Here is a 25,413-nt window from a genome sequence, read left to right as displayed (position 1 = left end):
GACGCTGCCTACGCTTGCGCGCGTGCTCATCCTCCTGCCGCCCAGCGAGGGCAAGACCGCTCCCCGCCGCGGCAAGCCCCTCGACCTGGGCTCGCTCTCCTCACCGTCCCTGACCCCCGCCCGTACGACGCTGCTGGAGGCGCTGGTCCGCCTGTGCGCCGACGACCCGGAGAAGGCTGCTGCGGTGCTGGGGCTGGGTCCCGCCCAGCGCGACCTGGTGCAGCGCAACGCCGACCTGGCGGACGCGCCGACCGCCCGCGCCGATGCCATCTACACCGGGGTGCTTTACGACGCGCTCGGATTCGACACCCTCTCCCCCGCTGCCCGCCGCCGGGCGACCGCGCGGGTGGCGGTCACCAGCTCGCTCTTCGGCATCGTGCGACCCGGTGACCGGATCCCGGCCTACCGCCTCTCCGGCGACGCGACGCTGCCGGGGACCGGCTCGGTCGCCGGCGTGTGGCGCGAGGTCCTCGGCGAGGCCGTGACCGAGGCGGTCGGCACTGGCCTGCTCGTCGACCTCCGCTCCGGGACCTACGCCGCCTTCTGGCGCCCGGCGCCGGAGGCGGCCCGCCGCGTCGCGACGGTGCGCGTCCTCCACGAATCGGGCGGCAGGCGGTCGGCGGTGAGCCACTTCAACAAGGCGACCAAGGGGCGCATCGTCCGCGCCCTGCTCGAGGACGGCGCCAACCCGCGCACGCCGGCCGCGCTGGCCGACGCCCTCGGCCGGCTCGGCTGGACCGTCGAGGTCGGCGAGCCCACGGCGAGGGGCACCCAGCTCGACGTCGTGGTGACGGAGGTCTGAGCGCAGGACCTAGCGCAGCGGGATCACGTCGGTGGCCTCGAGCGGGTCCATCCCGCACAGCGCCAGCAGGTCGGCGATGATCGAGCGCACCTGCGCGAGGACCACCTCGGCCGACAGGTCGTCGCTGTGCTCGACCTGCGCGGTGGCGTGCCCCAGCGCGATGAGGTCGTCGATGACGGCCGTGGCCATCCGGTCGGCCACCAGCTCGTCGGCGACCCGCTCCGACAGGTCCGCCAGGTCGCGCATGAGCGAGGCGTAGGACGACGGGACGGGCTCGCGCCGGTAGGCGGCCACCGCCACCCGCCGCACGACCACACGCGTGTTGCGCAGGGCCACGTCGAGCGGCTCGACGAGCTCGGCGAGCTGCCGCTGGTGCTCGCCGTGCCGTCGCCGGAACGGCGAGGAGCTCACCACCGACAGGCCCTCCTGCGACGCGGCGCGCAGCTCGGCGATGAGCGTGTCGGTGGACCGGGCGTCGCGCAGCACCGCCAGCGCCTTGTCGACGTCACCGTCCCCGATCCGGTCGGCCGACGAGCGGAGCAGCTCGGCGATCTTGCGCACCACGACGGCCGCCTGGTCGCGCGGCTTGCGCAGCGGGGCGCGCGGCACGACGGTGGCCGCCACGAGGGCGACGGCTCCGCCGATGATCGCGTCGGTCCAGCGGATGAAGGCGTCGCCCGGCGCGGGGGCGAGCGCGGCGACGACGATACCCTGCACCGCGGCCTGGATGATCATCAGCTGCCCGGCATCGAGCAGCAGCGCGATCGACATGCCGGCGGCCACGATCAGCGCGATCTGCCACCCTCCCGAGCCGATCAGGTGGGTGGCCGCGTCGCCGAGGAAGACGCCGAGCGCCACCCCGACGGTGACCTCTGCGACGCGGCGCTGGCGCTGGCCGTAGGACATGCCGAGGGACACCACGGCCGCGATCGGCGCGAAGAACGGCAGCCGGTGGTTGAACACGTCGGCGGCCAGCCACCAGGCGACCCCGGCGGCGACGGCGCACTGCCCGATCACCCAGCCCTTGGCCCGCAGCCGGGCGACGCGGGCACGCACCGACAGCCGGCTGCGCTGCGCGACGAGCTCCGCGTCGATGAGGCGCACGACGCGTCAGCCCCTCAGAGGCCGGACTCGTCGGTGCGCACCAGGATGCGCTGGCACTCCTCGCACCGGATGACCTCGTCGGCCGGCGCCGAGCGGATCCGGGACAGCTCGGACGCGTCGAGGGTCATGTTGCAGCCGCCGCACTGCCGGGCGCGCAGCAGCGCCGCGCCGATGCCCTTCTGCTCGCGCAGCCGCTCGTAGAGCGCCATGAGGTCGTCGGGCATCCCCTCGGTCGCCGGGCCGCGTGCCGCGACGACCTCCTCGAGGGAGCGGTCGATGGCCGCGCGCTTCTCGTCGCGCGCCGCGACCAGCTCGGCGAGCCGCGCGTCGATGTCCTCGGCGCGGATGCCGAGCCCGTCGAGCACCTGCTGGGCCTCCTCGAGCTTCTCCATCACCTCGAGCTCGGCGTCCTCGAGGGTCGAGATGCGTCGCTCGAGCGAGACGAGCTCGTGCTGCATGCGCTCGAGGTCCTTGGGGTTGGTGATCTGCCCGGAGTCCATCCGGGTGCGGTCGCGCTCGCGGCGGGCCTTGACCTGCTCGACCTCCCGGTCGGCCTTGGACTGCTCGACGGTGAGGTCGTCGACGACGATGCGTGCGTCGCGCACCTGGTCGGTGAGCGCGGTGCGCTCCGCCTCCAGCGTGCTGATCTCGGCCAGCTCGGGGAGGTGGCCGCGCTGGTGTCGCAGCTGGGCGGCGCGCGAGTCGAGCTCGGCGACATCGAGGAGCGCGAGCTGGTGGGTGGGATCGGCCTTCAACGGCTCTCCTGCTTCGACTGTTCGGGGGTTCAGTGGCGGAACGTCCACGGGTCGGTGCACCGCGTGCTGACCCGGGTCTCGACCCTATCGCCCAGCGCCTGCTGCAGCCGAGCCTCCACCGCCGGCAGCCAGGTCCACTCGGCCGCCCAGTGGGCGACGTCGACGAGAGCCGGCCCGTCGTGCTCGAGGAACTCGGCCGCCCGGTGGTGGCGGAGGTCGCTGGTCACGTAGACGTCGACGTCGCTGTGGGCGAGCTCGTCGAGGAGGAAGTCGCCCGCCCCGCCGCACACCGCCACCCGTCGCACCGCACGTCGCGGGTCACCGGCGACGCGTACGCCGTGGGCGGTGGCCGGCAGAGCGGCCGCGACCCGGGCGGCGAAGGCCTCGAGCGACGTCTCCTCCACCGTGCCGGTCCGTCCGGTGCCGGTGGTGGCGAGGCCGGGGTCGGCGAGCGGGACGACGTCGAAGGCGGGCTCCTCGTAGGGGTGCGCGGCCAGCAGCGCCCGCACCACGGCCGTACGACGACCTCGCGGGACCACCGCCTCGACGCGGGCCTCCTCGACCACCTCGAGGCCGCCGACGGCGCCGACGGCGGGAGTCGCCCCGTCGAGCGGCCGGAAGCGGCCCTCGCCCGTCGCGGTCCAGGTGCAGGAGTCGTAGTCACCGATGCGCCCCGCGCCCGCGTCGGTGATAGCCGTGCGGACGGCCTCCGCCGCGTCGACCGGCACGAACACGACCACCTTGTCGAGCGGGCCGGCCGGGGCCGGGCGGATGGGCGCGAGGTCGGTGAGCCCGAGCGCCAGCGCCAGCGACTCCGAGACGCCGGAGACCGCCTGGTCGGCGTTGGTGTGGGCGGTGAGCAGCGCGCAGCCACCGGCGGTCAGGGTGTGCAGCGTGCGGCCCTTGGGCGTGTCGGCGGCGACCGAGCTGACCGGCGTGAGGAACAGCGGGTGGTGCACCACGAGCAGGTCGGCGCCCCACTCCACCGCCTCGCGCGCGACGTCGGTCGTCGGGTCGACGGCCAGCATCACGCGCGCCACGTCGGCCGACGGGTCCCCCGCCACCAGGCCGACGGCGTCCCACGAGTCGGCGGTGCCGGGCGGGTACCAGGCGTGGAGAAGGTCGACGACGTCGGCGAGGCGGGGCATGCGGCCCAGTATCGAGCAGGCGCTAGTGGACCTGGCGCTCCTGCCCCTCCCAGTAGGGCTGGCGCAGCTTGAACTTCTGCAGCTTGCCGGTCGCGGTGCGGGCGAGCTCGTCGCGGAACTCGATCGACGTCGGCGCCTTGTAGCCGGCCGCCTTGTCCTTGCACCAGGCGATGAGCTCCGACTCGTCCGCGCTCGCACCCTCGGCCAGGACGACGAGCGCCTTGATGGTCTCGCCCCACTTCTCGCTCGGCACGCCGATCACCGCGACCTCAGCCACCGCGGGGTGGGAGAACAGCACGTCCTCGACCTCGATCGACGACACGTTCTCGCCGCCGGTGATGATCACGTCCTTCTTGCGGTCGCTGATCGTGAGGTAGCCGTCCTCACCGATCACGCCGCCGTCGCCGGTGTGGAACCAGCCGTCGACGAGCGCCTTCTCCGTCTCGTCGGGCCGCTCCCAGTAGCCCTCGAGGATGACATTCGAGCGCGCCAGCACCTCCCCGTGCTCGTCGGTGCGCAGACGTACGCCGATGGCCGGCGCGCCGGCACGCACCAGGCGGGCAGCCCGCTCCTCGGCCGGGAGGTCGTCCCACTCGGCGCGCCCGCGGTTGACCGTCAGCAGCGGCGAGGTCTCGGTGAGGCCGTAGATCTGGACGAACTCCCAGCCGAGCTCCTCCTCGACCCGCACCACGGTCTTCGTGGGCGGCGGTGCGCCCGCCATGATGATCCGCACCCGGTCGCGCCCGGGGATCTCGCCTTCCCAGTCCTGGGCGGCCTCCAGCACCGCGGCGGCCACGGCCGGCGCCGCGCACATCACGGTCACCCCGTGCTGCTCGACGCGGCGCAGGATCTCCGCGCCGTCGACCTTGCGGAGCACCACCTGCGGCACGCCGAGCCCGGTCATGGCGAACGGCATGCCCCAGCCGTTGGCGTGGAACATCGGCAGCGTGTGCAGGTAGACGTCGCGGTCGCTCACCCCGGCGTGCAGGCCGAAGGTCACCGCGTTGGTCCACAGGTTGCGGTGGGTCAGCTGCACGCCCTTGGGTCGTGCGGTCGTGCCCGAGGTGTAGTTGATCGTGGCCGTCGCGTTCTCGTCGGGCTCCCACGCGCGCGGCTCGGCGCCGGGGGCGGCGAACATCGACTCGTCCTCCCCCAGCACGAAGGTGTGCTCGACGTCGATGTCCTTCAGCGACTCCACGAGCTCGGGGTCGACGTAGAGCACCCGCGCGCCGGAGTGGGACACGATGTAGGCGATCTCGTCGGGCCGCAGCCGGAAGTTGATCGGCACCAGCACCCGGCCCGACCCGCACACGCCGAAGAACGACGTCAGCAGCCGCGCCGAGTTGTGGCTGATGATCGCGACGCGGTCGCCGACCTCGAGCTCCAGCTCGTCGAGCCGCGCCGCCTGGCGGCGCGACAGCTCGTACGCCTCGGCGTAGGTCAGCGTGCCGAGCGACGCGGCCGGCTGGTCGGGCTCGTCGATGAATCCCGCACGTTCGCCGTAGACGGCCGCCGCGCGCTCGATGAAGTCGGTGACGCTGAAGGGGACGATCATGGCGCCCACTGTGGCACGCGTCACCCGGCGCTGCGAGCGCTCCCGCGACGGGTGCGACGGACGGCGCGTGGACGTCGACGAACGGACCCTAAGAAGGTTCTCATCCACGTCTCACGCTGTCCCCACGCCGGGAGCCCACGATCGCCGGCGTGGGACAGGTGACCAGGGTGCTCCTCCTCCTGGCGGTCGTGGTGCCGGTGACGGCCTACGTCGCCGGGTCGCTGGCCTCGCCCGGCGCACCTGCGCCCGCCGACCACAGCCCGGTGATCCTGCGCGACGCCGGGCCCGGGACGCCGCCCACCACGGAGCCCACGACGGAGCCGACAACGGAGCCCACAACGGGGCCCACCCCGACCCCGCGGCCCACGCCTCCTCCCCCGCCCCGCGACGGTGGCGGCGGAGGAGGCGAACGGGACGACCGCGGACGCGACGCCGTCGTCGTGACGCCCCAGCCGACCCCGATCGGGGAGGATGACGACGACGAGTGGGACGACGGGGACGACGATGACGACGACACGGACGACGCCGACGACGGTGACGACGGTGACGACGCCGACGACCGGGACGACTGACCGTGCCCGTCGCCCCTTCGCCCGCGTCTCGGTCCGCACCCGCCTCACGGTCGTCATCGCGCTGCTCACCGCGGTGGCGATGACCGGCGCCGGGCTCCTCGTGTACGCCCTCGAGTCGGCGCGCATCGAGCGCCAGGTCACCGCCCAGATCGACCAAGAGATCGCCGAGTTCCGCGCGCTGCGGATCGACCCCAACACCGGCGAGGAGTTCGACGACGTCGGCCGGGTGCTCAACGTCTTCCTCACCCGCAACGTGCCCGACGACGACGAGATGCTGGTCGGCTACGTCCGCGGCCAGACCCCCGAGCGCACCGCCAACCGCTACGGGCAGGAGGTCCTCGACGAGCCGGCCTACCGGGAGGTGCTGTCGGACCTGACCGGGGTCGGCGGGACCCGCGTGATCGAGTCACCCACGTTCGGGGAGACGTGGGTGACCCTGGTCCCGGTGACCAACGCCCAGGGCGAGGGCGCGCTGGTCATCGTGAACTTCCTGCGCGACGAGCACGAGGAGCTCGACCGCACCCTGCAGACCTACACGCTCATCGCGCTGCTCTCCCTGGGGCTGATCACCACCATCGCCGCCTTCCAGTCGGGTCGCCTGCTCGCGCCGCTGCGCACGCTCGAGGAGACGGCGCGCGAGATCACCGCCACCGACCTGTCGCGGCGCATCCCCGAGCGCGGCAACGACGACATCACCGCCCTCACCCGCACGATCAACAGCATGCTCGAGCGCCTCGACTCCGGGTTCGCCGCGCAACGCCAGTTCCTCGACGACGCCGGCCACGAGCTGAAGACGCCGCTGACGGTGGTCCGCGGTCACCTGGAGCTCCTCGACCCGCGGGACCCCGACGACCTGGCCGAGACCCGCGAGCTCCTGCTCGACGAGGTCGACCGGATGTCGCGGCTGGTGACCGACCTGATCCTGCTGGCCAAGAGCCGCCGTCCCGACTTCCTCGTGCTCGGCGAGGTCGAGCTGTCCGGCCTCACCCAGTCGGTGCTGGCCAAGGCCACCGCGCTCGGCGACCGCTCGTGGCGGCTGGACGAGGTGGCCCGCGGGCGGGCCGTGCTCGACGAGCAGCGGATCACCCAGGCCCTGCTGCAGCTCGCCGACAACGCGGTCAAGCACACCGACCCGGGGGCGGAGGTCGCCGTCGGCTCCGCGCGCGGTGACGGCGAGGTGCGGCTCTGGGTCCGCGACACCGGCGACGGGATCCCCGCCCACGACCGTGACGCCGTGCTCGAGCGCTTCGGCCGCTCGCAGGTGCGCGCGGGCGACGACGGCTTCGGTCTCGGCCTCAGCATCGTGCGCGCGATCGCCGACGCCCACGGCGGCGTCGTACGCATCACCGACGCCGAGCCCCGCGGCGCGCACGTGGAGGTCGTCCTGCCCGACCGCGGGATCGACCGATGACCGACGACCCGAGGAGCAACGACCGATGGCCCAGATCCTGATCGTGGAGGACGAGGAGCGGATCGCCTCGTTCGTGGCCAAGGGCCTGCGCGCCGAGGGCCATCAGCCGACCGTCGCCGGCGACGGCCCCAGCGGGCTCGACGAGGCCCTGTCGGGGCGCTTCGACCTGATGGTCCTCGACATCGGGCTCCCGGGCATGGACGGCTTCGAGGTGCTCGACCAGCTGCGCTCGCAGGGCAGCCGGATGCCCGTCATCGTGCTGACCGCGCGCGACTCGGTGACCGACACGGTCACCGCACTCGACAGCGGGGCCGACGACTACATGGCCAAGCCGTTCCGCTTCGCCGAGCTGATGGCCCGCATCCGGCTCCGGCTGCGCGCGCTCGCGCCGAGCGACGCGCCCGCGAGCGGGGACGACGTCGTCGTCGGCAGCCTGCGGCTCGACCGGCGCACCCGTCGCGTCTCCGGGCCGCTCGGCGAGTCCGAGCTGTCGGCCCGCGAGTTCGCGCTGGCCGAGATCTTCCTGCTCAACCCGGGCCAGGTCCTGACCCGCGAGCAGCTGCTCGACCTGGTCTGGGGCTATGACTTCGACCCCGGGTCCAACGTCGTCGACGTCTACGTCGGCTACCTGCGCAAGAAGCTCGGCACCGACACGATCGCCACCGTGCGCGGGGTGGGCTACCGGCTCGCGACCTGAGCCACCGGCCGCGGCCGGCCGCAACGGCTAGCCGCGGATCTTGAAGCCCGCGAGCGACCCCCGCGGCAGCCCGGCCAGCACCGGCTCGAGCGCCTCGGCCACCTCGTGGGGCAGGGGACGGTCGTCGGGGTCGCGCTGCAGGCAGGCCAGGACGGTCTCGGCGACCACGGGCGGCACGTCGTCCGGCAGCGCCGCCGGGGTGTCGACGAGCTGCGGGAAGCGCCGGCGTACGTCGTCCGCGTCGGGATCGCCGGGCTCGAAGGGCTTCCGGCCGGCGACCGCGTGGAAGAGCGTCGCGCCCAGGCCCCACACGTCGGACGCGTACGACGGCACGGGTCCGCCGTCGTCCCGCGACGCGCCCGGGTGGCACTGCTCGGGCGCCATGTAGGCGTCCGTGCCGATCGGGTGGCGGAGGCGGCGTGCGTCCTCCTCGGGACGCGCCACGGACAGGTCGATCAGCCGCGCCGGCGCGCCCATGATGACGTTGCTCGGCTTGATGTCGAGGTGGGTCCACCCGATGTGGCGGAAGTAGTGCAGGGCCGCGGCCACGTCGATGGCGAGCGGGAGGTACTGCTGCTCCTGCAGCCGCCCGTAGCGGCGGACCAGGCTGGAGAGCCGGGGCCCGTCGACGTGCTCGAGCACCACGTGCGGTCGGTCGCCGTCCTGCCCGTCGCGCAGGCCCCGCACGACGACCGGGTGGTTGACGGTGGCGAGGGCGAGGACCTCCCGGCGCAGGCCGCGCCGGGAGGACTCGTCCTCGAGCTGGGAGGGACGCAGCACCTTGACCACGACCGGCGACCAGGTCACCTCGTCGAAGCACAGCCAGGCCTCGTAGGCGGCCCCGCCACCGAGGCGCCTCAGGGCGCTCAGCCCGGGGGCGAGGAGCTCGCCCTCCTCGAGGTGCCAGCCGTCGTCGTTGCGGCCCATGCTCGCCTCCCTCACCGACCGCGGTCAGCCGCGGGTGTCGTTGCGGCTGCGGTCGTTGGTGTTGTTGGCGGTCTTGTCGCGGGTCTTGTCGCCGCCGTCGCGGGTCCAGTCGCGGGTCTTGTCGCCGCGGCTCTTGTCGCGGTCCCGGCTCACGTCGGTGACGCGGCTGTTGGTGTCGTCGTTGGTGTCGCGGCTCTGGCCGGTGTAGGAGGGGCTGTTGGTGCGCGTGTCGTCATCGTCGTCGTCGAAGGTGTCGTCATCGTCGTCGTCGGCGACCAGGACGAGCGACGGAGCGTCGTCCTCACGCTTCGCGGCCTCGTCGGACGTCGCGGACACGACCGGCGACGACATGCCGATCAGGCCGAACGCGGTCAGGCCGGCCACTCCCAGCAGGGTGGTGGGAAGGATCTTCCTCATCGTGGTTCCTCTCGTCGGGGGCCGTGCGGCCCGGTGTCAGGACAAGAGTGGGGACCGGCCGTGAGCCGACCGTGAGGCCCTGATGAGAGGCCTCTCATGGAGGAGGACGGGGTGCGTCGGGACGGTTTCGAACCGCCGACCGCTCGGGTGTAAACCGAGTGCTCTACCGCTGAGCTACCGACGCGCAGGGGCACACACTACGGGACCGCGAGCGGCGCCCGGCAAACCGTCAGCGGCCTCGTCGGCCCGGGCGGACCGCGTCCTGAAATGAGTTGAACCGCTGGCGTCTCGGGTCACCAGCGGTTCAACAACACCAAGATTACACGGCGCTCCCAGAGAGCGTGAGGAATCGTGGAATTGGGGCGGATCGGTCTAGACCAGGGCCTGTCGGGGGCCTGTCCGGGGCCTGTCCGGGGCCTACACGAGGTGCGGTTCGAGGGCCGCGTGGAGCTCGCGGAGGTGCTCGTCGAGGTCGCGGCCGTCCGGGTTGGCGTTGTGCACCGACCAGCGCAGCCGGCCCTCGCGGTCCACGACGTAGGACGACCGGCGCGGCGCGCCCTTGACCTCGTCGAAGACCTCGTAGTTCCGCGAGACGGCCCCGTGCGGCCACCAGTCCGAGAGCAGCGGGAAGTTGAGTCCCTCGGACTCGGCGAAGGTGCGCAGGGCGTAGACCGAGTCGCAGGAGACCGCCAGCACCTCGGTGTCGAAGGTGAGGAACTCGTCGAGGCGGTCACGCACGCCCGACAGCTCCCCGGTGCACACCCCGGTGAAGGCGAACGGGAAGAACATCAGCACGACGGCCTTGCGTCCGCGGAAGTCGCTGAGGCGGACGTCCTGGCCGAACTGGTCGCGGAGCGTGAAGTCGGGTGCCTCGTCGCCGATGCACAGTCCGTTGCCGGTCACGCTGGTCCCTCGCCGTCCTTCTGCTCGTGTGCCTGCTCGTCTGCCTGCTCGTCCCCCGGGTCCCACTGGGCCAGGTCCCGCTTGAGGACCTTGCCGGTCGCGTTGCGCGGCAGCTCGTCGACGAACACGATCTCGCGCGGCACCTTGAACCTCGCCAGGTTGGTCTTCACGTGCTCACGCAGGTCGTCCTCCGACACCTCGCCGCTGCGCACCACGAAAGCACGCAGACGCTGACCATAGTCCTCGTCGGTGACACCGACGGCAGCGACCTCCCGCACGCCCTCGTGCGCGAACAGGCAGTCCTCGACCTCCTGCGGGAAGACGTTCTCGCCGCCGGAGACGATCATGTCGTCGTCGCGGCCCGCGACGTGCAGCCGGCCGGCCTCGTCGAACCAGCCCACGTCGCCCGACGACATCAGGCCCTCGACGACCTCCTTGGACCCGCCGTGGGTGTAGCCCTCGAAGAGCAGGCCGTTGCCCACGAAGATCCGTCCCGTCTCACCGCGCGGCAGCTCGTGCCCCGCGTCGTCGAGGATCTTCACGACGGTGCCGTAGGGCGGCTTGCCCGCCGAGGTGGGGTCGGCCCTCAGGTCCTCCGGCGTCGCGATCGAGGCGTAGGCGACCTCCGTGGAGCCGTAGATGTTGTAGAGGTTGTCGCCGAAACGGTCCATCCACTCCTGCGCGAGCGTGGCCGGCAGCGCCGAGCCGGACGATGCGACCACCTCGACGCGCGAGAGGTCCACCCCCTCGAGCTGCTCGGGGTCGAGCGCCAGGATCCGCTGCAGCATCACCGGGATCACCACCATCGACTGGCAGCGCTCGGCCTGCGTGGTCCGCAGCGCCTCCACCGGGTCGAAGGTGCGGCGCAGCACCACCGTCGACCCGAGCAGCATCGCCAGCGCCAGGTGCGCGAAGCCCCACGTGTGGAACAGCGGCGCCGCGATGTGGGTGCGCCACCCTGCTCGCAGCGGCATCCGCGACAGCAGCGAGACGGCGGCGTCGATGCCGGCCTCCTTGCGGGGGGCGCCCTTGGGGGCGCCGGTCGTGCCCGAGGTCAGGATCACGACGCGGGCGTGCCGCGCGGGCGGCTGCAGGTCGCCCTCGTCGTACGCCGTCACGAGCCGCTCGAGGGTCTCGCCGCCCGCCGCGTCGTCGGGGTCGCCGTCGGTCCAGGCCAGCACCCGGCGCTCGAGGTCGGCGCCGGCGAGCAGGCCGGTGAACTCCTCGTCGTGGATCACCATGCTCGGCGCCTCGCGCTCGAGCACGTCGACCAGCTGCGGGCCGGCGAAGGCGGTGTTGAGGTAGAGGATGTCGGCGCCCAGCTTGGCGATCGCGATGGTGGCGTCGACGAAGCCGCGGTGGTTGCGGCACATGACCGCGACGGAGTCGCCCTCGCTGACGCCGCGCTCGGCGAGCGCCCGCGCGAGGGAGTTGGAGCGCCGCTGCAGCTCACCCCACGTGAGCTCGCCGAGCTCGTCGACCACGCCCACCTGGTGCGGGTCGCGGGCCGCGAGGGTGGCGAAACCCCCCGCCGGGCCGGTACCCCAGCGCAGGACCAGCCGCCCGATGTCGAACAGGGTGTGCGGGCCGTAGGGCCGGATGACGCCCGCGCGCCCCAGCACGCGGACGGTCGTGGCGGCCCCGGACGCCCGGGCCGCGAGGGTGGACGGCAGGTCCCGAACGGTCACGCGGGGGTCTTCGGCGCGACCAGCCGGATGGCCTGCCAGTCCTTGCTGACGGCAGCCGTGGTGGTCTGCGACAGGCCCGCGATGGGGGCGGCCTCCGTGACGTCGGACGGGTCGACGGTGCCCGGCCGGCCGACCTTCGGGGTCAGGAGCCAGATCGACCCGCCGCCGACCAGGTCGGTGAGCGCGTCGACGAGGCCGTCGACGAGGTCGCCGTCGTCGGCGCGCCACCACAGCAGCACCGCGTCGACGACGTTGCCGTAGTCGCCGTCGACCATGTCGGCGTCGATGCAGTCCTCGACGGCGATGCGCAGCTCGTCATCGGTGTCGTTGTCCCAGCCGAGCTCCTGGACGACCATGCCGGGCTTCAGCCCGAGCCGCTCCCCCGTTCCTGTCACCGGGGCAGAATCGCCCACCGTCGAGCTCACGCAGTGCCTCCTGTGTCCTGGGGTGCCTGACCGGGGGCGGTCAGGCGTGGTTGCGCACAGTCCACAGGAACACGGCAGGAGCCGCAACCCCGGTCCACTCCCCGTCGCCGCCCGCCTGCCGGTCGCGGCCGGTGGGGGGCACCGGCGGGGCGCTGACAGGGATGGCCGCGCGCGGTGTGGCGCGCGAGCCGTGGGACTACCCACGGGTAGATTTCGTGGCGCGGACGAGCGTGACACGATGAGCAGGTGAGTGACGCCGACAAGTCCACCAAGAGCCCCGTCGCATCGGTGATCCACGAGGGCCTCCCCACCCAGCTCCCCGACATCGACCCCGACGAGACGCAGGAGTGGCTCGCCTCGTTCGACGCGATGCTCGACGACCGCGGTCGCGACCGGGCCCGCTACGTCATGCTGCGCCTGCTCGAGCGCGCGCGAGAGAAGCAGGTCGGCGTCCCGGCCCTGCGCTCGACCGACTACATCAACACGATCCCGCCTGAGCGCGAGCCCTGGTTCCCCGGTGACGAGGAGGTCGAGCGCCGCATCCGCGCGTTCATCCGCTGGAACGCCGCGGTGATGGTGTCGTCGGCCAACCGCAAGGGCCTCGAGGTCGGCGGCCACATCGCCACCTACCAGTCCTCGGCCAGCCTCTACGAGGTCGGCTTCAACCACTTCTTCCGCGGCAAGGACCACGACGGCGGCGGCGACCAGATCTACATCCAGGGCCACGGCTCGCCGGGCGTCTACGCCCGCGCGTTCCTCGAGGGCCGCCTCAGCGAGGAGCAGCTCTACCGCTTCCGCCAGGAGGTCCAGCACGGCAAGGGCGCCGGCCTGCCGTCCTACCCGCACCCGCGCCTGATGCCCGACTTCTGGGAGTTCCCGACCGTGTCGATGGGCCTGACGGCCATCGGCTCGATCTACCAGGCGCGCTTCAACCGCTACCTCGACAACCGCGGCATCAAGGACACCACCCAGCAGCACGTGTGGGCCTTCATGGGCGACGGCGAGATGGCCGAGCCCGAGTCGCTCGGCGCGATCCGCGTCGCCGCGCGCGAGGAGCTCGACAACCTCACCTGGGTCATCAACTGCAACCTGCAGCAGCTCGACGGCCCGGTCACCGGCAACGGCAAGATCATCCAGGAGCTCGAGGCCAACTTCCGCGGCGCCGGCTGGAACGTCATCAAGGTCGTCTGGGGCCGCGAGTGGGACGCCCTGCTGGCGCGCGACGTCGACGGCGTCCTGGTCAACCGGATGAACACCACGCCCGACGGGCAGTTCCAGACCTACTCCACCGAGGACGGCGCCTACGTCCGCGAGCACTTCTTCGGCGGCGACCCGCGCCTGCGCAAGATGGTCGAGCACATGTCGGACTCGCAGATCGAGAAGCTGCCCCGCGGCGGCCACGACTACCGCAAGGTGTACGCCGCCTTCGACGCCGCGACCAAGCACACCGGTCAGCCGACCGTGATCCTCGCCCACACCATCAAGGGCTGGACGATCGACGCGCTGGAGGGCAAGAACGCCACCCACCAGATGAAGAAGCTGACGCTTCCCGACCTCAAGAAGTTCCGCGACCGGCTCTACCTGCCGATCAGCGACCGCGACCTCGAGGAGTCCTACGAGAAGACGGGCGGCGCGCCGTTCTTCCACCCCGGCGCCGACGCCCCGGAGATCGAGTACATGCTCGAGCGCCGCAAGGCCCTGGGCGGCTCGATCCCCCGCCGCGTCAACCGCGCGACGGCGCTCAAGCTCCCCGGCGACGAGCTCTACGCCGAGCTCAAGCAGGGCTCGGGCAAGAACAAGTTCGCCACCACGATGGCCGTCGTCCGGCTGCTGCGCGACTGGATGAAGGACCCGGAGATCGGCGACCGGCTGGTCCCCATCGCCCCCGACGAGTACCGCACGTTCGGCATGGACTCGATGTTCCCGAGCGCCAAGGTCTACAACCCGGGCGGCCAGCAGTACGAGTCGGTCGACCGCAAGATGCTCCTGTCCTACAAGGAGTCCGTGCAGGGCCAGATGCTCCACGAGGGCATCTCCGAGGCGGGCGCGATGGCGTCGGCCACGGCCGCCGGGTCGTCGTACTCCACGCACGGCCAGCACATGATCCCGTTCTACATCTTCTACTCGATGTTCGGCTTCCAGCGCACGGGTGACTCCATCTGGGCGATGGCCGACCAGCTGGCCCGCGGCTTCCTCATCGGCGCGACCGCGGGTCGCACGACGCTGACGGGCGAGGGCCTCCAGCACGCCGACGGCCACTCGCCGCTGCTCGCCTCGACCAACCCGGCCGTCGTGCACTACGACCCGGCGTTCTCCTACGAGATCGCGCACATCATGCAGGACGGCCTCGAGCGGATGTACGGCACCGGCGGGCCCGACGGCCAGGGCGAGGACGTCATCTACTACCTCACCGTCTACAACGAGCCGGTCTCGATGCCGGCGGAGCCCTCCGACGTCGACGTCGACGGGATCCTCCGGGGCATCCACAAGGTCGCCACCGCCGACGGCGAGGGCCCGCGGGTCCAGCTGATGGCCTCCGGCGTGGGCTTCCCGTGGGTCGAGGAGGCCGCGCGCCTCCTCGCCGACGAGTGGGGCGTCCAGGCCGACCTGTGGTCGGTCACGTCGTGGAACGAGCTCGCCCGCGACGGCGCCGCAGCGGAGCAGTGGAACCTGCTCAACCCCGGCGAGGAGCGCCGCACGGCCTACGTCAGCGACAAGCTCGCCGGAGTCCAGGGCCCGGTCGTCGCCGTGTCCGACTACATGCGGGCCGTCCCGCTGCAGATCGCCCGCTGGGTCCCGGCCGACTACCGCGTGCTCGGTGCCGACGGCTTCGGCTTCGCCGACACCCGGCCGGCGGCCCGTCGCTTCTTCCACATCGACGCCCAGAGCGTCGTCGTCCAGGCGCTCCAGGCGCTCGCCGACGCCGGCGAGCTCCCGATGGAGAAGGCCGTGGAGGCGGCGAAGCGCTACCGGATCGACGACCCCACCGCCACCAAGGACATCAAGCAGGAGGGCGGCGACGCCTGAGGGCCGTCACCGCGCGACGACACCCGCCTGACCCGCCCGGGTCAGGCGGGTGTCGTACGTCAGGCGGGCGTCGCGTGTCGTACGTCGTCCAGCGGGTCGACCGGCGGCTCACCGGCGCTCGCCTCCGCCGGCCGGACCGGGGCCCCGTCGCGGAGCAGGTCGCGCCAGTGGTTGCGGTCGTAGTGGCTGGGCTCGGTGGTGCGGATGAAGTCCCGCACGAGCTTGGCGAACCGCTCCGGGTGGTCCCGGTGCGGGAAGTGACCGGCATTGGGGATGATCTCGACGCGCGCCGTGGGCGCGAGGGCGCTGGCGTTGCTGGCGTGGCTGACCGGGATGACGTGGTCGTCGGCACCCCAGACGACGCACATCGGCATCGCCTCGGTGAGGTAGGCGCGGTCGGCCATGGTGACGATCTGGCCCTTCCAGTCCACGACGGCGCGCACCACGTGGCGGATCGCGGCGCGCGCGTGGGGGTCCTTGAAGGAGTCGTAGATCGTGGCCACCTCGCCCAGGTCGCGCAGCTGGCTGATGCCGCTGCGGGCGAGCACCCGCATGGTCGTCGTGGCGGCGTGGCGCAGGCCGGGCGCCGACAGCACACCCATCACCTGGTGGAAGCCCGGGGTGGTGATCGCGCGGATGGCCGGGCTGACCTCGGGGCCGAGGCCGCCGGAGCCCACCAGGACGAGGCGCTCGGTGCGCTCGGGGTACTGGTAGGCGAACTGCATCGCCACGCCCCCGCCGAAGCTGTGACCGACGACGGTCGCGGTGTCGACGCCCAGCACCGTGAGCAGGTCACGCATGCCGTTGGCGTAGCCGCCCACGCTGTAGTCGGCGCGTGGCTTGTCGGAGACGCCGTGGCCGAGCAGGTCGGGCGCGATGACGGTGTGGGTCCGCGAGAGCGAGTCGATCACCGGCGCCCACGTCGTGTGGTCGCAGCCGAGGCCGTGGAGCAGCAGCACGACGGGCCCCGTCCCGGCCCGGACGTAGGCGCGCCGGTGCCCGTGCACGGTCACGTGCTCGACCTGCGGGCTGCTGCGTCGCGTCACTCGACCTCCAGGGCTGGGACTGTCCGGGATTCAACCAGAGCGTGCGGCCCCGTACCCCGCCGCCCTCCTCCCGATGCCAAGTCGTGACCTGACCGGGTCACGTGGTGGACGTGTCCTGCAGCCGCCGAGCGCGGCCCGCAGTTCGTGGGAATCCCACTACGTGACGCACCCCACTACAGTCGGAGCCGTGACCCCCTCCCGTCGCCGCGCAGCCGAGGCCCTGCGCAACTCCACGGGGGCGCTCAGCACCGCGGCCACCGGCCGCATGTCGACCGACCTGCCGTGGTTCGACGACCTCAGCGCCGAGGACCGCTCCTGGGTCGGTCTCATCGTCCAGGCCGGCATCCGCGGCTTCGTCGACTGGTACGACCGCGAGGTCGAGGCGTCGTCCCACGATCCGCTCGACGTCGTCGTGTTCGGCGCCGCGCCGCGCGAGCTGACCGGCGTCATCTCGCTGCAGCAGACCGTCGAGCTGGTGCGGCTGAGCATCCGGGTCGTCGAGACCACCATCGACACCCTCCTCGACGCCGACGACGCCCGCGAGGTGCACGACGCGGTCCTGCTCTACGCCCGCGAGGTCGCGTTCGCCACCGCCGCGGTCTACGCCCGGGCCGCCGAGTCCCGCGGCGCCTGGGACGCGCGGCTCGAGGCCCTCGTCGTCGACGCGGTCGTCCGTGCCGAGGCCGACGAGAGCGTGCTGTCGCGGGCGAGCGCGCTCGGCTGGGGCGCGCACGGCGACGTGGCCGTCGTGCTGGGCGCCACGCCCCCGCACCGGGCCGAGCTCGACGTCTTCGAGTCCGTACGACGCTCCGCGCGCGCCGGCGGCATGGACGCGCTGTGCGCCTCGCAGGGCGACCGGCTGGTCGTGGTGCTGGGCGGTGTCACCGATCCCCTGGCGGCCGCGACCAGGCTGCTCGACCACTTCGGTGACGGCCCCGTGGTCGTCGGGCCGGTCACCGCCGACCTGGCCCACGCCAGTGCCTCGGCGCGGGCCGCGCTGTCCGCGCACCGGGCCGCCAGCGGCTGGCCCGACGCTCCACGTCCGGTGGCGAGCCGCGACCTGCTCCCCGAGCGCGCGCTGGCCGGCGACGGGCACGCGCGCCGCCACCTCGTGGACGAGGTCTACCTGCCACTCATGGCGGCCCGCGGCACCCTGCTGGAGACGCTGGCGGCGTGGTTCGAGCACGGCTCCTCCATCGAGGCGACCGCCCGGGCGCTCTTCGTCCACCCCAACACGGTGCGCTACCGGCTGCGGCAGATCTCCGACACGACCGGCTGGTCCCCCACCCGCCCGCGGGAGGCGTTCGCGCTCCAGCTGGCGCTGATCCTAGGGCGCCAGTCGGGCCGGACGGAACTGTAGGAACCCTACAAGGATCTGGGAGTCAGTTCGTGGGCGTCGGACCCGCGCCGACCGGCTCTGACCCGTCAGAGTGGACGTGTGCTCGTCATCGTCGCCCCCGGTCAAGGGGCCCAGACCCCCGGTTTCCTCACGCCCTGGCTGGAGGACCCCACCTTCGCCGCGCGGTTCGACTGGCTGGCCACCGTGGCCGGCATCGACCTCGCCCACTACGGCACCGAGGCCGACGCCGACACCATCCGCGACACCAAGGTCGCCCAGCCGCTGCTGGTCGCGACCGGGCTGGTCGCGGCCCTCGACCTCTTCCCGCACCCGGGTGACGCGTTCGCCCGCATCGGCGGGGTCGCGGGCCACAGCGTCGGCGAGCTCACCGCGGCGGCTGGCGCCCGGGTGATCACCGCCGAGCAGGCGATGGTGCTGGTGCGCGAGCGCGGCAACGCGATGGCCGACGCGGCGGCGACCACCGCCACCGGCATGACCGCCGTCCTCGGCGGCGACCGCGAGGAGGTCCTCGCGACCATCGAGCGCCACGGCCTCACCGCCGCCAACGACAACGGCCCCGGCCAGGTCGTCGCCGCCGGTACGACGGAGCAGCTCGCGGCCTTCGCCGAGGACCCGCCCGCCAAGGCGCGCCTGATGCCGCTGAGCGTCGCCGGGGCGTTCCACACCGTCCACATGGCTCCGGCGGTCGACCGCCTCGCCTCGCTCGCCCGCTCGGTCTCCACCCACGACCCGCGCACCCCGTTGATCTCCAACCGCGACGGCCAGATCGTCCACGACGGTCGTGACGTGCTGCGCCGGATCGTCGGCCAGATCTCCAACCCCGTCCGCTGGGACCTGTGCCTGGAGACGATGAGCGACCTCGGCGTCACCGGCGTCCTGGAGATGCCCCCGGCCGGCACGCTGACCGGCATCGCCAAGCGGGCCCTGAAGGGGGTCGAGACCTTCGCGCTCAAGACGCCCGACCAGCTCGACGACGCCCGCGAGTTCTGCGACAAGCACGGCGAGGCCTCGATGATCGAGACCACCCCGACCTGGCGGATGGTCGTCTCCCCCGCCAAGGGCACGTTCCACATCTCGCCCGAGGCGGCCCAGCTCCACCTGCTCGCCCCCGGCGCCACCATCGGTGCCGTCGCCAGCCTGCGCGACCGCACCGACATCACCGCGCCCCACGGCGGCTCCGTGGTCGAGTGGCTGGTCGAGGACGGCGACCTGGTCTCGCCCGGTCAGCCCCTGCTCCGCCTCCACCCCGAGGCCACCCTCTGATGGCCACCATCCACGGCGCCACCGGGGCCCCGCACGCACGCATCCTGGGCATCGGCGCCTACCGCCCGTCCCGCCTCGTCCCCAACTCCGAGGTCGTCGACGCGATCGACTCCAGCGACGAGTGGATCCAGCAACGCTCCGGGATCCGGACGCGTCGTTGGGCGGGTCCCGAGGAGTCCGTGCAGATGATGTCGGTCGAGGCCTCGAGGATCGCCATCGAGCGTGCCGGCCTCGACGTCGGCCAGATCGACTGCGTCGTCGTCGCCACCGTGAGCCACCTGCTCCAGACGCCGGCGGTGGCCACCGCGATCGCCCACGAGCTCGGCACCGACGGCGCCGCCGCCTTCGACATCTCCGCCGCCTGCTCCGGGTTCTGCCACGGCATCGCCCTGGCCTCCGACATCGTCCGCGCCGGCAGCGCCCGCCACGTCCTGGTCGTCGGGGTGGAGCGGCTCACCGACATCCTCGACCTCACCGACCGCGGCACCGCCTTCATCTTCGCCGACGGGGCCGGGGCGGCCGTCGTCGGTCCGAGCGACACCCCCGGCATCGGCCCCGTGGTGTGGGGCTCCGACGGCGAGCAGTTCGACCTGATCCGTCAGCGCGAGGACTGGCGCGACGTCGTCGGCACCGACACCCAGCCGGGCTCCGGCGTGATGCCGCACCTGACCATGCAGGGCAACCCGGTCTTCCGCTGGGCGTCCTTCGCGATGGCCAAGATCGGCCAGCAGGCCCTGGACAGCGCCGGCGTCTCCCTCGACGAGCTCGACGTCTTCGTCCCCCACCAGGCCAACATGCGCATCATCGACGCCATGGCCCGCTCGATGAAGCTGCCGGACTCGGTGCGGATCGCCCGCGACGTCGCCGACCAGGGCAACACCTCGGCCGCGTCGGTCCCGCTCGCGCTCGACCGGATGATCGCCGAGGGCGAGGCGAAGCCGGGCGACACCGCACTGCTCATCGCGTTCGGCGCCGGGCTGTCCTACGCCGCCCAGGTCGTCACCGTCCCCTGACCGCACCACCCGCAGACCAGCCCAAGCAGCACCCACACAGAAGAAGGGAAGGCCCCATGGCCAGCACCGAAGAAATCCGCGCCGACCTCGCCGAGATCGTCAACGAGGTGGCCGGCGTCGACGCCGACGACGTCCAGCTGGACAAGTCCTTCGTGGACGACCTCGACGTCGACTCGCTCTCCATGGTCGAGGTCGTCGTGGCCGCCGAGGAGAAGTTCGGCGTGACCATCCCGGACGACGAGGTCAAGAACCTCAAGACCGTCGGCGACGCCGTCGCCTACATCGAGCGCGCCCAGGGCTGAGCTCGTCCGCGCGTCACGGGTGGCCGGTGTCCAGCCCCGGCCCCCGTGACGCGGGAAGCCCCTTCCCACCACTCTCGACCTCAACTCCCGCGAGAACGGAACCTCAACTGATGCCCTCGACCCGCGTAGTCGTCACCGGCCTCGGCACCACCTCCCCCGTCGGAGGGGACGTCGCCTCCACGTGGCAGGCGATGCTGTCCGGCACGTCCGGCGTCCGGCGCCTCACCGACGAGTGGGTCGACCAGCTGCCGGTGAAGATCGGCGGCCGCGTGGCGGTCGAGCCCTCCGAGGTGCTCGAGCGCGTCAAGGCCCGCCGGCTCGACCGGTCGAGCCAGTTCGCCATGGTCGCCGCCGCCCAGGCGTGGGCCGACGCCGGGCTGGAGGGCTCCGGCCTCGAGCCCGAGCGCCTCGCCGTGGCCGTCGCCTCGGGGATCGGCGGGGTCACCACCCTGCTCGCCAACTACGACACCCTCCTCGAGAAGGGCGCACGCCGGGTCTCCCCGCTCGCGGTGCCGATGCTCATGCCCAACGCCCCCGCGGCCAACGTCAGCCTCGCCTACGGCGCCCGCGCGGCGGTCCACGCCCCGACCTCGGCCTGCGCGTCGGGCAACGAGGCCATCGCGATGGCCATCGACCTGATCCGGCTCGGCCGCGCCGACGTCGTCCTCGCCGGCGGCACCGAGGCCGCGATCCACCCGCTCCCCATGGCGGCGTTCGCCAACATGATGGCGCTGTCCAAGACGGGCAGCGAGGAGGGCGGCGACCCGACGACCGTCTCGCGCCCCTGGGACACCGGCCGCGACGGGTTCGTCCTCGGCGAGGGCGGCGCCGTGCTCGTCCTCGAGTCCGAGGAGCACGCCCGCGCCCGCGGCGCGACGATCTACGCCGAGGTGCGCGGCGCCGGCATCAGCAACGACGCCCACGACATCGCCCAGCCCGACCCCGAGGGTCGCGGCGGCACCCGCGCCATCAAGATGGCGCTGCGCGAGGGCGACGTCGACCCGGCCACCGTGGTCCACGTCAACGCCCACGCCACGTCGACCCCGAAGGGCGACATCGCCGAGGGCCTGATGCTGCACGCGGTCCTCGGCGAGCACGTCGACCGCTGCGTGGTCACGAGCACGAAGTCGATGACCGGCCACCTGCTCGGCGGTGCCGGTGCGCTCGAGGCCGTCGCCACCGTGATGGCCCTGCACGACCGGGTCAGCCCGCCGACGATCAACCTCGACGACAAGGACCCCGCGGTCGACCTCGACATCCCGACGTCGCGGCGCGACCTGCCCAACGGCGACATCGTCGCCCTCAACAACTCCTTCGGCTTCGGTGGCGCCAACGTCGCGGTCGCCTTCGGCAGCGTCTGAGACCCGACACCACCCACGGAGGACGACCGATGACGACCACCGCCACCAAGCCCGCCAAGCTGCCCCGCGAGGAGGACCCGCGCAACCCGGTCCACCGCCTCACCGCGCTCCTCGACGAGGGCACCCTGGAGCTGCTCACCCCTGACGACGACTCCGGCATGCTCGCTGCGGTCGGGCGCGTGGACGGCACGTCCGTCGTCGCCTTCTGCAGCGACGCCACCGTCATGGGCGGCGCCATGGGCGACCTGGGGTGTCGCGTCGTCGTCGACGCCTACCACCGCGCCATCACCGACGGCGTGCCCATCATCGGGCTGTGGCACTCGGGCGGGGCCCGGCTGGCCGAGGGCGTGCTCTCGCTCCACGCCGTGGGCCGGATCTTCCAGGTGATGACCCAGGCGTCCGGCGTGATCCCGCAGATCTCCGTCGTCCTCGGCCCCGCCGCGGGCGGCGCGGCCTACGGCCCCGCGCTCACCGACGTGGTCATCCTCGGCCCCGAGGGCCGCATCTTCGTGACCGGCCCCGACGTGGTCCGGTCCGTCACGGGCGAGGACGTCGACATGCTCCGCCTCGGCGGACCCGAGCCGCACGGACGGCGCTCCGGCGTGGTGCACATCCTCACCGAGTCCGAGCGCGAGGCCCTCGACCGGGCGCGCACCGTCGCCTCCCTCCTCGGCGCCCAGCACAGCCTCGACGTCGAGGCCGTCGAGGATCGCGACCTCGAGGCGCTCCTGCCGGAGTCCAAGAAGCGTGCCTACGACGTGCACCCCCTCGTCGAGGCGGTGCTCGACGACGGGACGATGCAGGAGCTCCACGCCCGGTGGGCCCCCAACATCGTCACCGCCCTGGGCCGCTTCGGCGGTCGCACCGTCGGCGTCGTCGCCAACAACCCGCTGCGCCTCGGCGGTTGCCTCGACTCGCTGTCGGCGGAGAAGGCCTCCCGCTTCGTGCGCATGTGCGACGCGTTCGGTGTCCCCCTCGTCGTGCTCGTGGACGTCCCGGGCTACCTCCCCGGCGTCGGGCAGGAGTGGGACGGCGTCGTCCGTCGCGGGGCCAAGCTGTTGCACGCCTTCGGCGAGTGCGTCGTGCCGCGCGTGACGCTGGTGACCCGCAAGACCTACGGCGGCGCCTACATCGCGATGAACGCCCGCTCGCTGGGCGCCACGCGCGTCCTCGCCTGGCCGGGCGCCGAGGTGGCCGTGATGGGCGCCGTGGCCGCCATCCGGATCCTGCACCGCCGCAAGCTCGCGGAGGTCTCCCCCGAGATCCGGCCGCAGGTCGAGGCCGAGCTGGCGGCCGAGCACGAGCGGATCGCCGGCGGTGTCGACAAGGCCGTCGAGATCGGCGTCGTCGACGAGGTCGTCGAGCCCTCCCGCACCCGCAGCGCGATCGCCCAGGCCATGCGCCACGAGATCGACACGGCGGGCGTGCGCCGCGGGCGCCACGGCAACATCCCCCTCTAATCCGCCAGGACGCACCTCACGTCACGGTCGCTCGTCGGACACCTCGACGCGCGCGGAGGTCCGCAACGGCACGGGCGTCGGCGCCCAGCCGCTGATCGGGCCCGACGACGCCGAGGTCAGCGGTCCTGACCTACCGCCTGCGCCGGCGGGTCACGAGGCCGGGGCACTTCACCGTCAGCGGCGTCCTCGCGTCGTACGACGACACGGCGCAGGAGACGGCGGTCCGCGTGACTGGGACGTCCACGCTTCATCGGCGCAACCGCTGAGACGTCCTCAGACGACCTGGTGCAGCCAGCGCACCGGAGCGCCCTCGCCGGCGTGGCGGAAGGTCTCCAGCTCGTCGTCCCACGGCTTGCCAAGCAGGTTGTCGATCTCGAGCAGCAGCGTGGTGTCGCCCAGCGCGGCCTTCACGACCGCGGCCTTCAGCCGGTCCTCGGGGATCAGGATGTCCCCGTGCGGGCCGGTGATGGCGTGGAAGATGCCGAGGTCGGGCGTGCAGGAGAACCGGGTGCCCTCCGTGGAGCTGGTCGGCTCCTCGGTGATCTCGAAGCGCAGGTGGTTCCAGCCGCGCAGCGCCGACGCGACGGCCGCCGCGGTGCCGGCGGAGCCGGACCAGGACAGCTCGGCACGGTAGGACCCCGGCTGGGCAGGCTGCGGCGTCCAGTCGAGCGAGACGGCAACTCCGAGGACCCCGCCCACGGCCCACTCGATGTGCGGGCAGAGTGCGGAGGGAGCAGAGTGCACGTAGAGAATGCCCCTCGTGGCCGGACCGTCCGGACGGGAAGCAATGCGTGTGGTCACTGTGACCTCCTTGAGTTCCGACGCTCCAGATGCGCCTTCCCCAGCGTTCTGTCGTCAGTGCTCAACGAGACTCAAGTGACACCTATGTGATTAGTGACCCCATTGTGACCCATGTGGCGCCCGAGCGCCAGCAGTCACGCCGATCAGGCCTGACGCCGCTCCAGCAGCTCGGCCCGCTCGGCCGAGTCGGTCAGCTCGTCGGAGTCGATCGCGTGCGTGCGGTGGAACCACGCCAGCGCGTCGGACTCGCGGCCCGCGGCCTCGAGCGTGTCGGCGTAGGCGTAGCGCAGCCGGACGACCCACGACGAGCGGCTCTTCGAGGTCAGGGGGGCCAGCTCGAGCGTGCGCAGGGCGGCGTCCAGCTGCCCCATGTCGCGCCGGGCGCCGGCCTCGACGAGCGTCATCTCGGCCTTGGCCTCCGAGCTGAAGTTGGCCACCGACGGGCTCTTGGCGAGCTTGATCGCCTGCTCGGGGTGGCCCAGGGCGCGGTGACAGTCCGCCATGATCGGCAGGTAGTCGGTCGCGCCGTTCATCCGCTTGGCGGCGCGCAGCTCGGCCAGCGCCTCCGCGTAGTGGCCGGCGGCGTAGGCGGTCTCGCCCGCTGCCTCGCGAACGACAGCGATGCGTGACGCGCGGGCGCGGGCAGCGAGGGCATGACGGTAGGCGAGCTCGGGGTCCTCGTCGATGAAGACGCCCGCCGCGGCCAGGTGCCGGGCAACGCGGGCCGCCAGCTTCTCGGGCAGGCCCTTCAGCTGGGCGCGGACGCCCCGGTCGAGCTCGGCGCCGGTGATGCCCTCGGGCAGGTCCGGGCCGTCGTACGCCGCCTGGTCGGCCGTGCGCACCTTCTCCTCCGAGCGTCCCCGGTAGGCGCGGTCCTGCGAGCGCTCCGGACGCTTGCCGGACGGCTTGCCACCCTGGGACGGACGTCCTCCGGTCTTGCCACGGGAGTCGCCGGAGCGGCCGGAGCCACCACGGGAGTCGCTCCGTGCATCCCCACGGGACTCACCGCGCTGGCCGGAGCGCGAGCTGGAGCCGCCACGGCCTCCGCTCGGCGACCCTCCTCGGCCGGCACCGGATCCGCCTCGCGACGGTCGCTGTCCTCCACGGTCCTCGGCCACAGCCGCACTTCCCTTCTCCACGCGTGGGTCCCCGCTCGGGGTCAACGCTACTCATACCGCGCCATGAAATGGCACAGGGGCCACCAGATCACTGGTGGCCCCTGCCAAATGTTTGTCCGGCGGCGTCCTACTCTGCCACAACCTCTCGGTTGCAGTACCATCGGCGCTGAAAGGCTTAACTTCCGGGTTCGGTATGGGACCGGGTGTTTCCCGTTTCGCTATGGCCGCCGTAACTCTTTCAACCTGTCCAAACCTCCG

General features: G+C 72.6%; 23 protein-coding genes, 1 tRNA gene and 1 rRNA gene. 11 read left to right on the top strand and 14 right to left on the bottom strand.

The features are described from left to right. Window positions 1-22 precede the first annotated feature (22 nt). The gene (yaaA, locus tag NCI01_RS20330) at window positions 23-802 is read left to right on the top strand and encodes a peroxide stress protein YaaA (protein ID WP_254183312.1); all 780 of its coding nucleotides are present in this window, start codon (window positions 23-25) and stop codon (window positions 800-802) included. A gap of 9 nt (window positions 803-811) precedes the next feature. Here yaaA and NCI01_RS20325 read toward each other — a convergent pair whose 3' ends face one another. The 4 genes from NCI01_RS20325 to NCI01_RS20310 are packed head-to-tail and all read right to left on the bottom strand — an operon-like array spanning window position 812 to window position 5,364. After that, window positions 812-1,906, bottom strand: a complete 1,095-nt coding sequence (locus NCI01_RS20325; RefSeq protein ID WP_254183311.1) for an FUSC family protein — start codon at window positions 1,904-1,906, stop codon at window positions 812-814. Window positions 1,907-1,920: 14 nt separating this feature from the next. After that, window positions 1,921-2,661 carry a zinc ribbon domain-containing protein gene (locus tag NCI01_RS20320; protein ID WP_254183310.1) on the bottom strand — a complete coding sequence of 247 codons (741 nt, stop codon included), beginning with the start codon at window positions 2,659-2,661 and terminating at the stop codon, window positions 1,921-1,923. Between the two features lie 29 nt (window positions 2,662-2,690). Continuing rightward, entirely contained in the window at window positions 2,691-3,809 is a 1,119-nt protein-coding gene (locus NCI01_RS20315; protein ID WP_254183309.1) for a Nif3-like dinuclear metal center hexameric protein, read from the bottom strand. 22 nt (window positions 3,810-3,831) lie between these two features. Beyond that, entirely contained in the window at window positions 3,832-5,364 is a 1,533-nt protein-coding gene (locus tag NCI01_RS20310; protein WP_254183308.1) for an AMP-binding protein, read from the bottom strand. Between the two features lie 149 nt (window positions 5,365-5,513). Here NCI01_RS20310 and NCI01_RS20305 point away from each other — a divergent pair, with 149 nt between their 5' ends. From NCI01_RS20305 to NCI01_RS20295, 3 genes are read left to right on the top strand one after another with little or no spacing between them, the layout of a single operon-like run. Beyond that, entirely contained in the window at window positions 5,514-5,936 is a 423-nt protein-coding gene (locus NCI01_RS20305; RefSeq protein WP_254183307.1) for a hypothetical protein, read from the top strand. Next, on the top strand, window positions 5,869-7,347 hold the full coding sequence (locus tag NCI01_RS20300; protein WP_254183306.1) for a sensor histidine kinase: 1,479 nt from the start codon (window positions 5,869-5,871) through the stop codon (window positions 7,345-7,347). The genes NCI01_RS20305 and NCI01_RS20300 overlap by 68 nt, the downstream gene beginning before the upstream one ends. Window positions 7,348-7,372: 25 nt before the next feature. Beyond that, window positions 7,373-8,044, top strand: coding sequence for a response regulator transcription factor (locus NCI01_RS20295; RefSeq protein ID WP_254183305.1), 672 nt, complete (start codon window positions 7,373-7,375; stop codon window positions 8,042-8,044). Between the two features lie 27 nt (window positions 8,045-8,071). Here NCI01_RS20295 and NCI01_RS20290 read toward each other — a convergent pair whose 3' ends face one another. From NCI01_RS20290 to NCI01_RS20265, 6 genes are all read right to left on the bottom strand, one after another. Next, window positions 8,072-8,971 carry a serine/threonine-protein kinase gene (locus NCI01_RS20290; RefSeq protein WP_254183304.1) on the bottom strand — a complete coding sequence of 300 codons (900 nt, stop codon included), beginning with the start codon at window positions 8,969-8,971 and terminating at the stop codon, window positions 8,072-8,074. Between the two features lie 24 nt (window positions 8,972-8,995). Then, complete coding sequence (locus tag NCI01_RS20285) at window positions 8,996-9,388, bottom strand: hypothetical protein (protein WP_254183303.1); 393 nt, start codon at window positions 9,386-9,388, stop codon at window positions 8,996-8,998. 112 nt (window positions 9,389-9,500) lie between these two features. Further along, window positions 9,501-9,572 (bottom strand) — tRNA-Val (locus NCI01_RS20280). Between the two features lie 233 nt (window positions 9,573-9,805). After that, window positions 9,806-10,291 carry a peroxiredoxin gene (locus NCI01_RS20275; RefSeq protein ID WP_254183302.1) on the bottom strand — a complete coding sequence of 162 codons (486 nt, stop codon included), beginning with the start codon at window positions 10,289-10,291 and terminating at the stop codon, window positions 9,806-9,808. After that, window positions 10,288-11,979 (bottom strand): AMP-binding protein, encoded by a 1,692-nt coding sequence (locus NCI01_RS20270; RefSeq protein WP_254183301.1) that lies wholly within the window; start codon window positions 11,977-11,979, stop codon window positions 10,288-10,290. Before NCI01_RS20270 ends, NCI01_RS20275 begins: the two co-directional genes overlap by 4 nt. Next, window positions 11,976-12,404, bottom strand: a complete 429-nt coding sequence (locus NCI01_RS20265) for a DUF3052 domain-containing protein (protein WP_308213240.1) — start codon at window positions 12,402-12,404, stop codon at window positions 11,976-11,978. Before NCI01_RS20265 ends, NCI01_RS20270 begins: the two co-directional genes overlap by 4 nt. Window positions 12,405-12,650: 246 nt before the next feature. Between NCI01_RS20265 and aceE the strand changes: the two genes are divergently transcribed. Further along, on the top strand, window positions 12,651-15,431 hold the full coding sequence (aceE, locus tag NCI01_RS20260) for a pyruvate dehydrogenase (acetyl-transferring), homodimeric type (protein WP_254183300.1): 2,781 nt from the start codon (window positions 12,651-12,653) through the stop codon (window positions 15,429-15,431). A 59-nt stretch (window positions 15,432-15,490) separates the two neighbouring features. Here the strand turns inward: aceE and NCI01_RS20255 are convergent, their stop codons facing one another. Next, the gene (locus NCI01_RS20255) at window positions 15,491-16,477 is read right to left on the bottom strand and encodes an alpha/beta fold hydrolase (protein WP_254183299.1); all 987 of its coding nucleotides are present in this window, start codon (window positions 16,475-16,477) and stop codon (window positions 15,491-15,493) included. 187 nt (window positions 16,478-16,664) lie between these two features. Between NCI01_RS20255 and NCI01_RS20250 the strand changes: the two genes are divergently transcribed. The 6 genes from NCI01_RS20250 to NCI01_RS20225 all read left to right on the top strand — a co-directional run bounded on the left by NCI01_RS20250 (window position 16,665) and on the right by NCI01_RS20225 (window position 23,236). After that, window positions 16,665-17,837, top strand: a complete 1,173-nt coding sequence (locus tag NCI01_RS20250) for a PucR family transcriptional regulator (RefSeq protein ID WP_254183298.1) — start codon at window positions 16,665-16,667, stop codon at window positions 17,835-17,837. A 78-nt stretch (window positions 17,838-17,915) separates the two neighbouring features. After that, window positions 17,916-19,100, top strand: a complete 1,185-nt coding sequence (locus NCI01_RS20245; RefSeq protein WP_254183297.1) for an acyltransferase domain-containing protein — start codon at window positions 17,916-17,918, stop codon at window positions 19,098-19,100. After that, on the top strand, window positions 19,100-20,113 hold the full coding sequence (locus NCI01_RS20240) for a beta-ketoacyl-ACP synthase III (RefSeq protein ID WP_254183296.1): 1,014 nt from the start codon (window positions 19,100-19,102) through the stop codon (window positions 20,111-20,113). Before NCI01_RS20245 ends, NCI01_RS20240 begins: the two co-directional genes overlap by 1 nt. Before the next feature lie 56 nt (window positions 20,114-20,169). Beyond that, the gene (locus tag NCI01_RS20235) at window positions 20,170-20,415 is read left to right on the top strand and encodes an acyl carrier protein (RefSeq protein ID WP_172260204.1); all 246 of its coding nucleotides are present in this window, start codon (window positions 20,170-20,172) and stop codon (window positions 20,413-20,415) included. A gap of 110 nt (window positions 20,416-20,525) precedes the next feature. Further along, the gene (locus tag NCI01_RS20230; RefSeq protein ID WP_254183295.1) at window positions 20,526-21,776 is read left to right on the top strand and encodes a beta-ketoacyl-[acyl-carrier-protein] synthase family protein; all 1,251 of its coding nucleotides are present in this window, start codon (window positions 20,526-20,528) and stop codon (window positions 21,774-21,776) included. A 29-nt stretch (window positions 21,777-21,805) separates the two neighbouring features. Next, entirely contained in the window at window positions 21,806-23,236 is a 1,431-nt protein-coding gene (locus NCI01_RS20225) for an acyl-CoA carboxylase subunit beta (protein WP_254183294.1), read from the top strand. Between the two features lie 273 nt (window positions 23,237-23,509). On the opposite strand, the gene NCI01_RS20220 is transcribed toward NCI01_RS20225, so the two are convergent. The 3 genes from NCI01_RS20220 to rrf form a co-directional block, all read right to left on the bottom strand. Continuing rightward, window positions 23,510-23,989, bottom strand: coding sequence for a DUF3145 domain-containing protein (locus NCI01_RS20220; protein WP_254183388.1), 480 nt, complete (start codon window positions 23,987-23,989; stop codon window positions 23,510-23,512). Window positions 23,990-24,180: 191 nt separating this feature from the next. Continuing rightward, window positions 24,181-24,879, bottom strand: a complete 699-nt coding sequence (locus NCI01_RS20215) for a tetratricopeptide repeat protein (protein ID WP_254183293.1) — start codon at window positions 24,877-24,879, stop codon at window positions 24,181-24,183. A gap of 390 nt (window positions 24,880-25,269) precedes the next feature. Next, window positions 25,270-25,387: ribosomal RNA gene (gene rrf, locus NCI01_RS20210) — 5S ribosomal RNA — on the bottom strand. Window positions 25,388-25,413 lie beyond the last annotated feature (26 nt).

The sequence above is a fragment of the Nocardioides pinisoli genome, from assembly GCF_024199985.1.
Classification (GTDB): Bacteria; Actinomycetota; Actinomycetes; order Propionibacteriales; family Nocardioidaceae; genus Nocardioides; species Nocardioides pinisoli.
Note: the sequence above shows the minus strand (reverse complement) of the source record. Positions and strands in the feature narration are given on the sequence as shown.